This window comes from Nonomuraea sp. NPDC049141 (assembly GCF_040648415.1).
Classification (GTDB): domain Bacteria; phylum Actinomycetota; class Actinomycetes; order Streptosporangiales; family Streptosporangiaceae; genus Nonomuraea.
Map to the genome: position 1 here is coordinate 22,250 of NZ_JBEZDR010000036.1, position 13,711 is coordinate 35,960.

A 13,711-nucleotide genomic window follows, 5' to 3' on the forward strand; every position below is an offset into this window, starting at 1 on the left:
TTCTGTTACTGGATTGTTTCCTTCCGCGACCACGATCGAGGCGGAGGCAAGCGTGTTGCAGGTGGCCGGTGTTCTCAAGTCGTTCCAGGGCGTGACCGCGCTCGACCATGTCACGCTCTCCGTGCGCCCCGGCGAGGTGCACGCGCTGATCGGCGGCAACGGCGCCGGCAAGTCCACCCTGGTCAAGGTGCTCTCCGGCGTCTACCAGCCGGACGCGGGCCAGCTGCGTTACCTGGACGAGCCCGTCAGGTTCGGCAGCCCGGCCGAGGCCAGGCGGGCCGGCATCGCCACCATCCACCAGGAGACGAACCTGGTCCCGACCATGAGCATCGCCCGCAACCTGCTGCTCGGCAGGGAGCCGCGCGGCCGCCTCGGGCTGATCGACTTCGGGGCCGCCAACGCCCGCGCCCAGCAGGTCCTGGCCGAGTACGGCCTGCGGACCGACGTCCGCAAACCCCTGGGCACGCTGGGCGAGGGGGCCAGGCAGCTCGTGGCGCTGGCCAGGGCGGCCACCGCCGACGCCCGGCTGGTCATCATGGACGAGCCCACCTCCGCGCTGGAGCACGCCGAGCTGGAGACGCTGTTCGGCGCGGTGGCCCGGCTGCGCGACGAGGGCCGCTCAGTCGTCTACGTCACGCATCGGCTGGAGGAGCTGTACGAGGTCTGCGACCACGTCACCGTGCTGCGTGACGGCCGCGTCGTGCACACCGGCCCGCTGACCGGGCTGGATCGCCTCCGGCTGGTGTCGCTCATGCTCGGCCGGCCGTTCCACCCGGTGCAGGAGGCGATCGAGCCCGGCGAGCCGGACGAGCCGGGCGACGAGCCGGTGCTGGAGGCGAAGGGGCTCACCCGCCACCACGTGCTCGACGGCGTGTCCTTGGCGGTGCGCGCGGGCGAGGTCGTCGGCCTCGGCGGCCTGCTCGGCGCCGGGCGCAGCGAGACGGCCAGGGCGATCGCCGGTGTCATGCCGGTGGACGCGGGCCAGGTGACCGTGGCCGGCGCGGCGGCCCGCAAGTGGTCGATCAGGAGCGCCATCCGCGCCGGCGTCGGCCTCGTCCCCGAGAACAGGAAGACCGAGGGCATCGTCCCCACGCTGTCGGTACGCGACAACATCGCGCTGGCCGCGCTCCCCCGGCTGTCCCGGGCCGGGATCGTCTCCGACGCGCAGATCGACGGCATCGTCGAGACGTTCATGAAGCGGCTCGGCATCAAGGCCGTCTCGCCGCGCCAGCCCGCGGGCGAGCTGTCGGGCGGCAACCAGCAGAAGGTGCTGCTGGCCCGCTGGCTGGCCATGCACCCCAAGGTGCTGCTGCTCGACGAGCCGACCCGCGGCGTCGACGTGGCCACCAAGCTGGAGATGCAGGCGCTGCTCGACGAGCTGGCCGTGGACGGGCTGGCCATCCTGCTGATCTCCTCGGACGTGGCCGAACTGGCGGGCAACTGCGACAGCGTGGTGGTGCTGCGCGACGGCGCGATCAGCGCGCAGCTCAACGGCGCCGAGGTGACCGAGGACCGCCTCCTCGCGGCCCTGGCGAAGGGCTAGCTGAGAATGATCGGGTTGCTGAGCGCCGCCATGTGTCCTGCGGCGTGGCGTACTTCGATGCGGACGAACGCCGATTCCGCCGCGCTGGTGCGCCACTCCACGGTGCCCGATCCGGGCACCGATTCGCGGTGCGCCTTGCCGCGATCGGTGTGAAAGGTGATGGTCCCGGACGGCACCCCGCGTACGTCCACCCGTACCAGCGCCGGCTCGTCGCCGGTCTTCAGCCGCTCACCTATCCCGGCGCTGCGATCACCGGCGGAGACCGTGAGCGACAGTTCGATGGCGGCCGACTCGGCGATCCAGCTGCGGCCGGCCCGGATGCCGGCGAGGACCGCGTCCGTAGTCAGTTCCTCGGCCAGCACGACGGTGTGCGGTGTGCCGATCTGGCCCTCCAGATGGGTGTCGCTGTTTCCCATCGCGGGCCGCCATCGCCCGCCGTGGATGTCGGCGGCCAGGCCGCGGCCCCACTCGGCCAGCGCTGCCTCGTTGTCGGCGTTCCAGGGCAGGTCCGAGGCCCACAGCCCGTTCCACACCTCGACCACGTCGACCTTCTGGAACGGATACATGAACACGCCGGAGGGGTACGGCGCGTGCGGGTGGGCCGCCACGCACAGCCCACCGGCTTGACGTACCTGGTCCAGTTGCCGGTCGACCACGTCGTCGCGTAAGCCGTATCGCCAGTCGACCACCTGCCCCGGGTCGATGCCGAGCGCCAGCCAGTGCCCGGTCTGTGTGGTCACCTCCTGGCCCAGGACCACCAGCAGACCGGCGGCGTGCGAACCCCAGGCGGCGTGCGCGGCGGGTGTGTTGTGCTCGGTGGTCGCGATGAAGTCCAGCCCGGCCTCACGGGCACCGGCCGAGAGCTGCTCCGGCGTCAGCTCTCCGCCGTTCGAATACGTCGAGTGCACGTGGCAGTCACCTCGGTACCAGCCACGCCCCCGACCCGCCACCCACCTCGGCGGCAATTCCGCCCGTTCGTCAGCCTTGGCCATCCCGGCAGCCTACGTGCTCGCGTAGTGCTCGGCGATGTCATCGCTCGTCGTCAGCCACACACCGGGGTGGCCGGCGACGTACTCAAGGGCCTGTCCGAGGTATTTCACGCGGAACGCCTGGCCGATCACGAACGGGTGCAGCGCCAACGCCATGACCCGCCCGCTGTCGGCGGACTCGGCATAGAGCTGGTCGAACTGGTCCTTGACCAGTCGCACGAAGTCGTCGCCGCTCATGCCGTGCATCGTGAAAATGCCCAGGTCGTTGAGTTCGAGCGAGTACGGCACGCTCAGCATCCCCGGGACGTTCAGCCGGTACGGCTGATCGTCGTTGGTCCAGTCCAGTACGTAGCTCAGACCCAGCTCGGCGAGCAGGGACGGCGTCTGGAACGTCTCGCTGAGCGCGGGACCGAGCCAGCCGCGCGGCCGCTGCCCGGTGGCCTTCTGGATGGTCTCCACCACCTCGCTCAGGTAGGCGCGCTCGTCGTTGACGTCGGCCTGGAGCGTGGAGTTGTTCTTGCCGTGGGCGAGCCAGGCCCAGCCGCGGGCGTTGCCCGCCTCGATGATCTGGGGGTAGCGCTCGCACACGTCGGCGTTGAGCAAAGTGCTCGCCCGGAGCCCGTACCGGTCGAGGATCTCCATCACGCGCCAGATCGCCACCCTCGGCCCGTAGTCGCGCCAGCCGTAGTTCAGCGGATCCGGCACCAGCGCCGCGGTCGCTTCGTTGATGCTGGTGGAGGGGCGGTCGATCGTGAAGTGCTCAACGTTCAGGCCCACGTAGAAGGCGACGCGGGCACCGCCCGGCCAGCGGATCGGATCGCGTCCGACGATCGGGCTGTAGTCGAACAGCGTGTTCTCCATCGCGTTTCCTCTCGGATCGGTTCACCTGCCTGACCCTGAAGGTAGGATTCCGCGCTCTCCGTCAGGAGGGCTGAAGGCGCCACCAGGTGGGCCGAAGGCGCCAATCCGATATGTCACGCTAAAAGGGTCATCGCCGCCCCGGGAGAACAGGCCGTTGATGGTGAACGACACGATGCGAGACGGCGCGGTGGCAGACACCGTGAAAGGCACCGTCTCCCCCCATCTGACCCGCTTACTGGTCCGCGCGGGCCTCGCCGCGGGCCTGGATCGGTCGCGCCTCGCCGGCGTGCCCGGCCTCGCCGTACTGGACGAGAACGGGATCCGCATCCCCACCGCGACCTGCCTGCGGGTCTGGGAAGTGATCTCCAGCCCGGCCTGGGAGGCGGGCGGCAGCAAGCGGGTCATGGAGCTGTGGCGGCCGGGCTCGCTGGGTGTGTGGGACTACCTGTTCTCCGTCTCCGGCAGCCTCGGCGACGCGCTCCGCGTCTCCAGCCGCCACTTCACGGCCATCGCCGACCCCGCCGACCGGCTCCTCGTGACCCGCGACGACGGCGGCGGAACGACAGCCGGCTGGCAAGGCCCCTACCGCGACCACCCGGAATACCCGATGATCGCGGAGTTCGTGCCGTACATGCTGCTCACGCTGACGAGCCTGGCAGCCGGGCGACAGCTCACACCGGTGCGCGTACGGCTGCCGCACCGCCCGCCCGCCGACGTCAGGCGTCTCGTCGAGCTGTACGGCACCAGCGACATCGAGTTCGAGGCCGACCATCCATCGATCACGTTCGCCGAGGCGGACATGGACGCTCCCCTGCCGCGCGCCGACCCCGCGCTCGCCGCGATCCTGGACGACCACGCGCGGCTGTCCACCGCGGCCGCCCGCCCGGTGCTGGGCTGGCTCGACCGCTTCCACGCCGTTCTGGAGTCCGCGGTCGCGAGCGGCCCGCCGGGCCTTGACCAGGTGGCCGGACGGCTGGCCATGAGCCCGCGGACCCTCCAGCGCCGCCTGCGCGAAGAGGGCACCACCTGGCGCGAAGAGCTGGAAAGGCTTCGGCAACGCCGGGTGGACCGCCTGCTGCGGGAGACCTCGCTCAGCGTGGAGTCCATCGCCGCGCGGGTCGGCTTCACCGACTCCCGGGCGCTGCGGCGAGCCATCCACCGCTGGTACGGCCACGGCCCGGCCGCGATCCGCGCGAGCGGCCCGGCCTAGTCCACCGGCTACCCGAGGGACATGGCGTCGGGATGATCACCCGTGAGCGGGGCCGCCGGCGCGGCAGGTCCCGCGCCGCTTCACCCGCGGCGACCCGGAGCACCCCACCTACCAGGTGATCGAGGAGATGGGCCGGGCGGTGCGTACATGGTTCGTCTGCGACTAGCTCGCCGACGCCGAGTTGCGGCAGGAGATCCACGAGGGCTCGCAGGTCGTGGAGAACTGGAACAGCGCGAACAAGGACCTCTTCTCCCTGTTAACTGCACTTCTATCCCACCCTTCACAGGGGTACCAGGAGAGGAGAGCAGTTCATGGACGACGTTCGTACGGCTCTGTTGGAAGGGCGCATGGACCTTCCTCGAGTCGGCGAGGTTCGTGCCGGGGGCCGGTCATCGCTGCCCTATCTCGTCGTCGATGCCCGGGAGGCCGAGGTCGAGCCCATCAGCAAGTACCTGCGGGATCTCGCGCTCAGTGATGCGAGCCCGTTGACGTGCCGGTCCTACGCCCACGATCTGCTGCGCTGGTGGCGGCTGCTCGATGTCCTGGGCGTCGGCTGGGCACAGGCCACGAGCGCGGAGGTGACCGTGCTGGTGGGCTGGCTGCGTACGGCGCGCAATCCGCAGCGTCGGCGCACCTCGAAGCTGCGGCCCGGGACGGTCAACCTGCGTACGGGCAAGGCGGCGCTGCCAGGAGGGTACGCGGCATCGACGATCAACCACACGCTGTCGGTACTGTCGGGCTTCTACGCCTTTCACGCTCACTATGGACGCGGTCCTGCGAGCAATCCGGTGCCGGATCAGCAAGGGCGGCGGGCGTTGCTCGCGCACCGCAACCCGCTGGAGCCCCACCGGCTCGCGCCCCGGGCGAGGCTGCGGCAGAAGGTCGTCGAGCAGGCGCCGCGATCCATCCCCGACCCCTTGTGGGCCGAGTTGTTCGAGGCGATGACCTGTGACCGCGACCGGGCGCTGCTGGCCTTCTACGTCTCTGGCGGAGCCAGAGCCAGCGAGTTGCTGGAGCTGCGGTTAGATCACGTGGACTGGGCGGGCATGCGGATCTGGGTCACCTCGAAGGGGTCGCATGTGCTGCAGGAGATCCCCGCGTCCCCGGAGGCCTTCGGCTACCTGGCCCTCTACCTCGACGAGCATGGGCTGCCGGAGCGGGATCAGCCAGTCTGGCGGGCTCTGCACGGCACGCCGCGACCGTTGACCTACTCGGCGATGCGAACGCCGACGGCCGTGCGATGAGCGAGGAAACGCACGCCTCCTGCTCCGGTAACGGCGCCTGCTTCCCTTCCAAGACCCGCGCCACCTTCTACTGCACATGCCCAGAAAGCCACGACTACGTGCCGCCGAAGTCTGCCGAGAAGCCCAAGGTGCCGGTCAAACTCGTCCGCGAAGGCAACATCGCCTGGGGCACCAGCGGCGAACTGCGTCAGGAGTGGCTCAAGCAGCGCCTGGCCTCCCGCACCGACCCTGGACAGGTCGTGCTGCGCGCGGTCACCCGGCTGCTGGCCGTGGAGATGCCTGAGCCGCTGAGCGACCTGTTCGGCGCAATTCACCGCAAGCAGTTTTACAAAGACCTGGTCGGCGCACCCAAGGTCGAACAGGTCACCTCCGCGTCCACGGCGCGGCTCGGCTGGATGCTGCTGGCCCGCGTCGCCGCGGCGATCGAGTACTGGCTGACTCAGAACAGCTGGTCGAACTACCTGTGGCGATCCGATCGCAGCAGCCCTGACAGGTTTCAAATCGTCGCCGTCTGGCTGGCCCTGTGTGAGCAACTCGGCCACACCCTGGCGCCGATCGAGATAGCGCTGAAGAACGGCGTCGAATACCGCGGTGATCTCCCGGCCGACATCGGCACGACTCCCTCTTCTCACAACACCGACCACGTTGACGACCACCCCGAGGGCTTCGAGCCGGAGGATTACGCCGACGGGGACCTTGACGAAGAGGACGTCGACTCCGTCGACGGCGGCCACGATGCCGCGGTCACCCACCTCGACGAACAAACGCCCGACGCCGACGTACAGACACCCGACGTCTGACCTACCACCCACCACCGCTTCAGGCAACGACCCCCGCCGCCACCGGTGCACCCTGCCCGAAGAAGGGCGGCGCATGCCGACGGTGACCCCGATGCTCGCCGGAGTCCGCAACCGCGCTGGACTCTTCCACCTACGCCACCTCCCCGACGCTGTCCGCGCTACGGCCGGACGGCGGCCGGACGCCGAGTGATACGCCACATCGAAGCCGCCGCATGGCGACGCAGATCGCCGTCGAACTGGCCCGCCGGGCCCGCTGATCTCCCCAGGCGCGGCCGCGCGCCGTTCTTGTGCCCACGACCACCATCACACGTGCGCGCCCGAGCCACGCCCACGAACTTCACCCGCCGAAAGGACGAACTCCTCTGACCGTCGCAGAAGCCCTGAACACCCTCAAACTGCTCAAGCCCGGCGAGGTCGCCGCCATGTTCCGCGTCCGCGTCCCGACAGTCACTCGCTGGGCGAACGCCGGGAAGCTGACCGCCATCCGCACCGTCGGCGGGCAGCGCCGCTACCGCGAGATCGAAGTGCAAGAACTGCTGACCGGCGGCCCCACCGCCTAACTCGCCAGGCCGACGTGCCCGGCTGCGCTTCCCCCGGCCGTGCACGGGCGTGCCACACCTGAACAGGCATGCCGGCCAAGGGACTGTCCGACAGGGAGCCACACCTTTCGTGACACGCACAACCTCATGTCTCACAGCTCCGCTGGTCCACCCCCAGCCGCGAACCACCGACCGCCGGCACGAGGCGCGCCGATGACCCAGCCATCGCCTACGGACACGCCGCTCGCAGAGCTCAGCAAAGACGGCATCGCCTGGGTGGACGTGCTGCGCAGCGTCGACCTCAAACAGCAGGAGATCCACAAAGCGCAGGCCGACCTGAACAAGCGGAAAGCCGACCTCCTCGCCCAGGCCGGGTTCACCGCGCTGGAGGAGGAACTGAAGCAGAAGCAGGCCAACCTCGACGGGATCCTCGAGAAGGCCGAGGCGATCTTCAAAGTCGAGATCGGCGCCAACGGCGTCGGTGCCATCGACGGCACCCCGGTCGTGAAGGGCAAACTGACGCGCGAGCAGGGCTACACGGGCCGCGTCGTGGTCCTCCACAACGACGTCGGGCGCACCCCCTCGGGGGAGCCGCTCGAATGGCACAACGTCGAAGCGCTCGCCCGCGAGCACGCCGAACAGTACGGGTTCGACTTTTACGTCCGCGCCCGCGAGTTAGGCGGGCTATGGGACCAGCTCGTCAACGAGCGCCGCAACTGGCCGTCCAGTTCAGCGCGCTGGTGCTCAGTTAACTGCACTTCCTTCACCTGGTTGATCATGGCTCTCTACGTCGTGATCAAGGAGTGTGGAGTGGACCTTCGTCGCCAGTTGATGGAAGGCCGTGTGCAGGTCCCGAGCGTCGGCTCCGTCGCCACGGTGGCGCGGATACATCCGCCGTTCGTCGTTCTCGACCGGGCCACCGAGCAAATCCGCCCGGTCACCGAGTACCTGGAGGACCTCGCCTTGAGCGACTCAAGCCCCCTGACCTGCCGCAGCTATGCGTACGGCCTGCTGCGATGGTTCCGGCTCCTGTGGCTGCTGGAAGTGGATTGGGAGCGCGCCACCGAGGCCGATGTCGCGGCCATGGTCGGATGGCTGCGCAGCGCACCCAACCCCCAGCGGCGCCGCCGCGTACCGGGTGCGCCGGAACCCGGGTCGGTGAACCTGCGCACGGGGAAGCCGACGCTGGCGCGGGGGTACGCGAAGCGGACGATCAACCACGCGTTGTCCGTGGTGAGCGGCTTCTACGAGTTCCACGGTCATCGCGGTCACGGACCGGTCATCAATCCGGTGCCCTCCTCGCCCCAGCGCCGACGGGCCCTGTCCCACTTGAGCCCGCTGGAGCCCAAGCCGGTGGTCGGCCGGGCCCGGCTCCGCCAGAAGGTTCCTGACCGGCCGCCGCGGGCGATCCCCGACCGGCTGTGGGATGAGTTGTTCGAGGCGATGGGCTGCGAGCGCGATCGGGCTTTGCTGGAGTTCTCCGTCTCCAGCGGGGCCCGGGCCGCCGAGCTGCTGGGCGTAACCCCGGAGGACATCGATTGGGCCGGTCGGCAGATCTTTGTCATCTCAAAGGGGACGCGGCTGCGGCAGCCGGTGCCCGCGTCGCCGCAGGCATTCGTGCGGCTGGCGCTCTATCTCGACGAGGTCGGGACGCTCAAGCCCGGCGAGTCGATCTGGCGCGTGCGACGTGGCGACGACCGCCCGCTGAGCTATTGGGCGCTACGGCGCATCATGCAGCGCGGCGAACCATCTGCTGGGCACCAACTGGACCTGGCATGACCTACGGCACACCGCGGCGATCCGAATGGCCAACAGCGGCCAACTCACCCTTCCCGAGGTGCAGGCCATCTTGCGGCACGCCAACATCCAGACGACCAGCCGCTACCTGACGGTCGGTGTCGAGGAGCTGTTCGACAAGCTCACCGAGCATTACGCTCGCCCCCTCCCCGAGCCGCGCTACTCCTCCGGCTACGCCGCTGCCGACATCGAGGCGGTGTTCGGTGGCTAAGCCCGAAGCCCGTCCGACCACCGGAGTGAGCCGACGCTACGGGCCGCTCGTCGAGGGGCTCGGCTTCTCCAGCCGGTACGTCTCGGCCACAAAGATCAAGCCCGAGCCCGCCACCCCGACCGTTCTTCCCCGCCCCTTCGGAGACCTGGCGACGGCCTCCATCAGTCACCTGGCGCAACTGGCCACCGACACCTGGGAAGGCACCCGAACGACGCGCCGCCAGCGCGGCAACGCTGTCTGGGAAATCTTGAGCTACCTGACGAAGTTCCCCGGCACGGCCTGGCAGGAGCGCTGGGACAACAGCCCGCTGAGCACCGGCGATGTACGAGCCGCCGACCTCGGAAACAGCCGCAGCAACGGCATCTCCACCCCTACCGGGCTGCGGTCCCTGCTCTGCCTGCGCGTGATCCAGCCCTCGCTACTGGCCTTCCGCAGCAACACCTTCAACAACTACCCCCCGTTCTTCATCACCGCCCAGTCCGACCCGCTGCTGGACAAGTTCGCCGAGCAGGCCGCCACCTACGACGTCGAGGGCCATCACCGCCGAGACGCGGTGCGAGACGTGTGCGGGCTGCTGACCGTTCAAGGCATCGCCCTGGCCGACCTGACACCCGCGGCACTGCTGCACCACGGCCACGAGAACCGCCAGGTCATGGCGAAACGCCTTCCCGGCACCAAGATCACAAATCGATTCGCCGGCCCGTCAGCCTGGAACATCATGCACGCCATGGGGCACTTCCCGCCCGGCACACCATCCACGATGCGTGAGGCCCTGATGCGCGGCCAGCTCACCGTCGAGGAACTCGTCGACCGCTACACCATCCGCAACCAGTCGGTCCGCCAGCTCTTCGTCGACTACTTCGTCCGCCGCTCGGCCGACAGCGACTATGCCAGCTTGTCCAACCTGGTGCTCGAACTCGCCCACCACTTCTGGGAGAAGATCGAGCGGATCAACCCCGACCAGGCAGACCTGAGGATCACGCCGGAGGTCTACCAGGCCTGGCGGCACATGATCAGCACCCGCGAGGACGGCAAGCCCCGCGCCGGCGTGGACGGCATCGTCATCATCGTCCGCAGCTTCTACTACGACCTGCACACCTGGGCGGCCGACCAGCCCGAGATCTGGGGGCCCTGGGTTGCGCCCTGCCCGGTCCCTCCAAGCGAGCTCCGCGGCCTGGGCAAGCGCCGCCGCAGGATCAACGAACGCAGCGCCGACCGCACACGCCAGCGCCAACCGCTTCTGCCGGTGCTGGTCCAGCACATCGAGGACCGATACGAACACGCCCGCGCGCTCCTGGAGCGGGCCAGCACCGCCGCCGAGGGCGACGGCTTCGTCCTGAACGGGCGCACCTACCGGCGTGTCACCACCGCTCACGACCGGCACCGCCAACGCAGCCGCGGCTATCTGCCCGCCCGAGTCGTCGAGGAGGACACCGGGCGGATCATCCAAACCGAGGCCCACGAAGAGCAGGCGTTCTGGGAGTGGGCCTGCATCGAAACCCTGCGCCACTCCGGCGTCCGTATCGAGGAACTGTGCGAGCTCACCCACCTGAGCGTCCGCCAATACCAGCGAGCCAACGGCGAGGTCATTGCCCTACTGGTCATCGCCCCCTCCAAGACCGACCGCGAACGCGTGATCCCCATGAGCGCCGAGCTGTTCCACGTCATCGCCTCGATCATCCGGCGGCACACGCGCAGCGGCCGGACGATCGAGCTGATCAAACGCTTCGACTACCACGACAAGGTCTGGAGCGCGCCCCTGCCGTTCCTGTTCCAGCGCCAGCACGGCTCCACCCGGCGAGTCATCTCGCCCGCCACCGTGCTGCAGCAACTCAGGCGGCGCTGCGAGGAACTCGCCGAGCACCACCCGCAGTTCCGGACCGTACGCTTCACTCCGCACGACTTCCGCCGGATCTTCGCCACCGAACTCGTCAACAGCGGCCTGCCCATTCACATCGGCGCCGCTCTGCTGGGACACCTCAACATCCGAACCACCCGCGGCTACGTCGCCGTCTTCGACGAGGACGTCGTCCGCCACTACACCGCTTACCTCGCCAACCGCCGTACTTTGCGTCCCGGCGACGAGTACCGCCAGGCCAGCCCCAAGGAATGGCAAGAGTTCGAGGAACACTTCGACAAGCGCAAGGTCGAATTGGGCTCCTGCGGCCGGCCTTACGGCACACCATGCCAGCACGAGCACGCCTGCATCCGCTGCCCGATGCTGAACGTCAACCCGAAGATGCTCGATCGGCTCAACGAGATCGAAACCGATCTCCTCGCCCGTCGCGAACGCGCTGACGCAGAGGGCTGGATCGGTGAGATCGAAGGCATCGACCTGACTCTCACCTTCCTTCGCACGAAACGCGATGAGGCCGAACGCCAGACAAGACGGTCGGTCGTCAGCCTCGGTATCCCTTCCTTGCCGCCCAGCAGGAGACAGGAGCCCAAGCAGTGATCATCCAGGTTGCCAAGATCGGTCAAGTCCAGATAGCACCTCCGACCACAGCAGGTACCCAGGGCGACGTTGGTGGCTACGCAGGTCGTCGCCGAGCTCGGCTTGTCCGCCGGGCCCGCTCGCGTGCTCTACTGCCGACGTGTGAGAGCTGGCGAATCGATCGGCCGGGCTGGCAAGTCACCGAAGTCCGTCAACACCCGCCGCTCGTCCGGCTACCACAAGCCGCACGCCGGCGCAGGTCACAAGCTGGTGCGCTGCCTCAGAGTGCCCGTGTACTGTCCGACGTCCAGCCCTTTCCCGGCGGCCCACCCGTCGTCGTGACAGGTCGCCAGATGTCGATCGTCCGCGTCGCCGATCAGCGACACCACCGTGCCAGTCTCGCCCCTGGCCCACATGCGCTCCACCAGCTCCAGCGCCGCCCACAACGCGGTGCCCGACGAGGCGCCAACCGGCAGCCCGGTCACCTCGCGGATGTGCCGGGCCGCCGCCACACTGGCCGCGTCGGGCACGGGGACGACCAGGTCCACAAGGTCGGGCCGGAAGCCGGGCTCGACGCGCGGCCGTCCGATGCCCTCGATCCGCGAGGGCATCCCGGTGCCGTAGTCGGGCACGTCCAGGGTCCATCCCGGGAAGTAGGCCGAATTCTCGGGATCCGCCACCGCGACCCGGCAGTCCTCACCGTGGGCCCGGATCCACTGGCCGAGGGCGGCCGAGGTCACGCCGGTGCTCGCGCCCGTCACCACCCAGTCCGGCCGCACCTGCCCGAACAGCTCCTCCGCCAGGTCGTGCGGCGCGGCCCGCCCGAACTGGTCCAGGAAGTGCCCGTCGATCTCCCGTGCGGCGTTGTAGATCGCCAGCGGCGGCGTCACGAATCGGCACTCCCCGCCCAGTTCCTCCACTGGCCGCGCCCGCGCCTGGCTGCGCTCGCCCGGCATGACCACGATGTACGGCAGCCCGAGCCGCCGCGCGAACCAGGCCTGCGCCACGGCTGCGTTGCCGCCGGTCGCCTCCACCACGGTCACCCCCTCGGTGACCGACCCGTCGAGCACGGCCCGGCGGAACAGTGCCCTGGCGTGCCGGTGCCGCAGGCTCCCCGTCGGTTGCGCAGACTCATCCTTCAGCAGCAGTCTGATCCCGGGCGCCGATACCGGGAAGTCGATCAGCAGGGTGGGCTTACCCACCGCCAGCACTTCGAGCGCTCGCGTGTTCCAATTCACCGTCCCACCATGTCAGGCGCGGCCCAAAAGGCCGCGCCCGTTCGCCACGAGCGAGCCAGCCAGGGAGTCCGCGCGCGCTCCCCTGAAATGACCATCGCGGTTGCCGGATCAGCCCAGGTGCAGATAAGCACAAGTGATCAGAAAACGTCCCAAGGGATGAAGTTCGTCACCGAACTCGTCACCGAACTGCGCGAGCAGCTCGGCATCACCGACCGCCCCGTCCAGGTGCTGTACGCGCTCGGCATCCGGGGAGAGGAGTCCGATCGGCGCGCGGGCATGGACGTCCTGGTCGTGGACCACTCGCACTCCAGCGGCAACCGCACCATCCACCGCTGGCACCTGATCCGCGACTGGACGATCAATCAGGTGTGGGATCAGATCAAGGAGGCAGGGCTGCGCCCGCACGCCGCCTACTCGTGGGGGATGACCCGCCTGTCCTGCTCGTTCTGCGTGCTCGCCTCCACTGAGGACCTGCTCATCGCCACCTCCCGCCGCCCTGAACTGCACGCCGAACTGATGCAGGCCGAGCAGCAGATCGGCCATTCCTTCAAGCAAGACCTGTCCCTGGCCGAGATGCGCGCCGCGCTCGACGCTGTCGAACTCGAAGCGCACGCCCCGGCCGACGCCGAGCAGGCCCGCCAGAGGGTCTACCAGCTCGCCTACACCCGCATCGAGACCATCCAGCGGCGCCGCCACGAAAAGAGCCTCACCAAGCAGGACAAGAAGCCCGTCCCGATGTGGTCGCCCGCGCGGATCGCCGCCAAGGCCACCGCCGAGACCACCCGCACCATGGCCGCCGCGCGCCGCGCCCTGCTGGCCCTGGCCGCCTGAACTCTCGAGGAGTA

Annotated in this window: 12 protein-coding genes; 9 read left to right on the forward strand and 3 right to left on the reverse strand. The window is 69.0% G+C overall.

Translation table 11 applies throughout. The annotated features are described in order from the left end of the window. The first annotated feature begins 61 nt into the window (after window positions 1-61). Entirely contained in the window at window positions 62-1,543 is a 1,482-nt protein-coding gene (locus tag AB0B91_RS59945; protein ID WP_358341275.1) for a sugar ABC transporter ATP-binding protein, read from the forward strand. Here AB0B91_RS59945 and AB0B91_RS59950 read toward each other — a convergent pair. Both AB0B91_RS59950 and AB0B91_RS59955 read right to left on the reverse strand, forming a co-directional pair. Beyond that, complete coding sequence (locus tag AB0B91_RS59950) at window positions 1,540-2,535, reverse strand: CehA/McbA family metallohydrolase (RefSeq protein WP_358341277.1); 996 nt, start codon at window positions 2,533-2,535, stop codon at window positions 1,540-1,542. The genes AB0B91_RS59945 and AB0B91_RS59950 overlap by 4 nt on opposite strands. A 9-nt stretch (window positions 2,536-2,544) precedes the next feature. Then, window positions 2,545-3,393 (reverse strand): polysaccharide deacetylase family protein, encoded by an 849-nt coding sequence (locus AB0B91_RS59955; protein ID WP_358341278.1) that lies wholly within the window; start codon window positions 3,391-3,393, stop codon window positions 2,545-2,547. Window positions 3,394-3,580: 187 nt separating this feature from the next. Here AB0B91_RS59955 and AB0B91_RS59960 point away from each other — a divergent pair, with 187 nt between their 5' ends. The 7 genes from AB0B91_RS59960 (at window position 3,581) to AB0B91_RS59990 (ending at window position 11,649) form a co-directional block, all read left to right on the forward strand. Continuing rightward, the gene (locus AB0B91_RS59960; RefSeq protein ID WP_358341280.1) at window positions 3,581-4,603 is read left to right on the forward strand and encodes an AraC family transcriptional regulator ligand-binding domain-containing protein; all 1,023 of its coding nucleotides are present in this window, start codon (window positions 3,581-3,583) and stop codon (window positions 4,601-4,603) included. 311 nt (window positions 4,604-4,914) lie between these two features. After that, window positions 4,915-5,847: a site-specific integrase gene (locus tag AB0B91_RS59965; protein ID WP_358341282.1), complete on the forward strand. Its 933-nt coding sequence runs from the start codon at window positions 4,915-4,917 to the stop codon at window positions 5,845-5,847. After that, window positions 5,844-6,647 (forward strand): hypothetical protein, encoded by an 804-nt coding sequence (locus AB0B91_RS59970; RefSeq protein WP_358341284.1) that lies wholly within the window; start codon window positions 5,844-5,846, stop codon window positions 6,645-6,647. The genes AB0B91_RS59965 and AB0B91_RS59970 overlap by 4 nt, the downstream gene beginning before the upstream one ends. A gap of 380 nt (window positions 6,648-7,027) precedes the next feature. Next, entirely contained in the window at window positions 7,028-7,207 is a 180-nt protein-coding gene (locus tag AB0B91_RS59975; RefSeq protein ID WP_358341390.1) for a BldC family transcriptional regulator, read from the forward strand. A 255-nt stretch (window positions 7,208-7,462) separates the two neighbouring features. After that, on the forward strand, window positions 7,463-8,965 hold the full coding sequence (locus tag AB0B91_RS59980; RefSeq protein ID WP_358341286.1) for a site-specific integrase: 1,503 nt from the start codon (window positions 7,463-7,465) through the stop codon (window positions 8,963-8,965). A gap of 58 nt (window positions 8,966-9,023) precedes the next feature. After that, a complete protein-coding gene (locus AB0B91_RS59985) occupies window positions 9,024-9,194 on the forward strand; it encodes a hypothetical protein (RefSeq protein ID WP_358341395.1) in 171 nt (56 codons plus the stop codon). Continuing rightward, window positions 9,187-11,649 carry a tyrosine-type recombinase/integrase gene (locus AB0B91_RS59990; RefSeq protein WP_358341288.1) on the forward strand — a complete coding sequence of 821 codons (2,463 nt, stop codon included), beginning with the start codon at window positions 9,187-9,189 and terminating at the stop codon, window positions 11,647-11,649. Before AB0B91_RS59985 ends, AB0B91_RS59990 begins: the two co-directional genes overlap by 8 nt. A 239-nt stretch (window positions 11,650-11,888) precedes the next feature. On the opposite strand, the gene AB0B91_RS59995 is transcribed toward AB0B91_RS59990, so the two are convergent. Continuing rightward, window positions 11,889-12,866 (reverse strand): pyridoxal-phosphate dependent enzyme, encoded by a 978-nt coding sequence (locus AB0B91_RS59995; RefSeq protein ID WP_358341289.1) that lies wholly within the window; start codon window positions 12,864-12,866, stop codon window positions 11,889-11,891. Window positions 12,867-13,022: 156 nt separating this feature from the next. Between AB0B91_RS59995 and AB0B91_RS60000 the strand changes: the two genes are divergently transcribed. Next, window positions 13,023-13,697, forward strand: a complete 675-nt coding sequence (locus AB0B91_RS60000) for a hypothetical protein (RefSeq protein WP_358341291.1) — start codon at window positions 13,023-13,025, stop codon at window positions 13,695-13,697. Window positions 13,698-13,711: the final 14 nt, after the last annotated feature.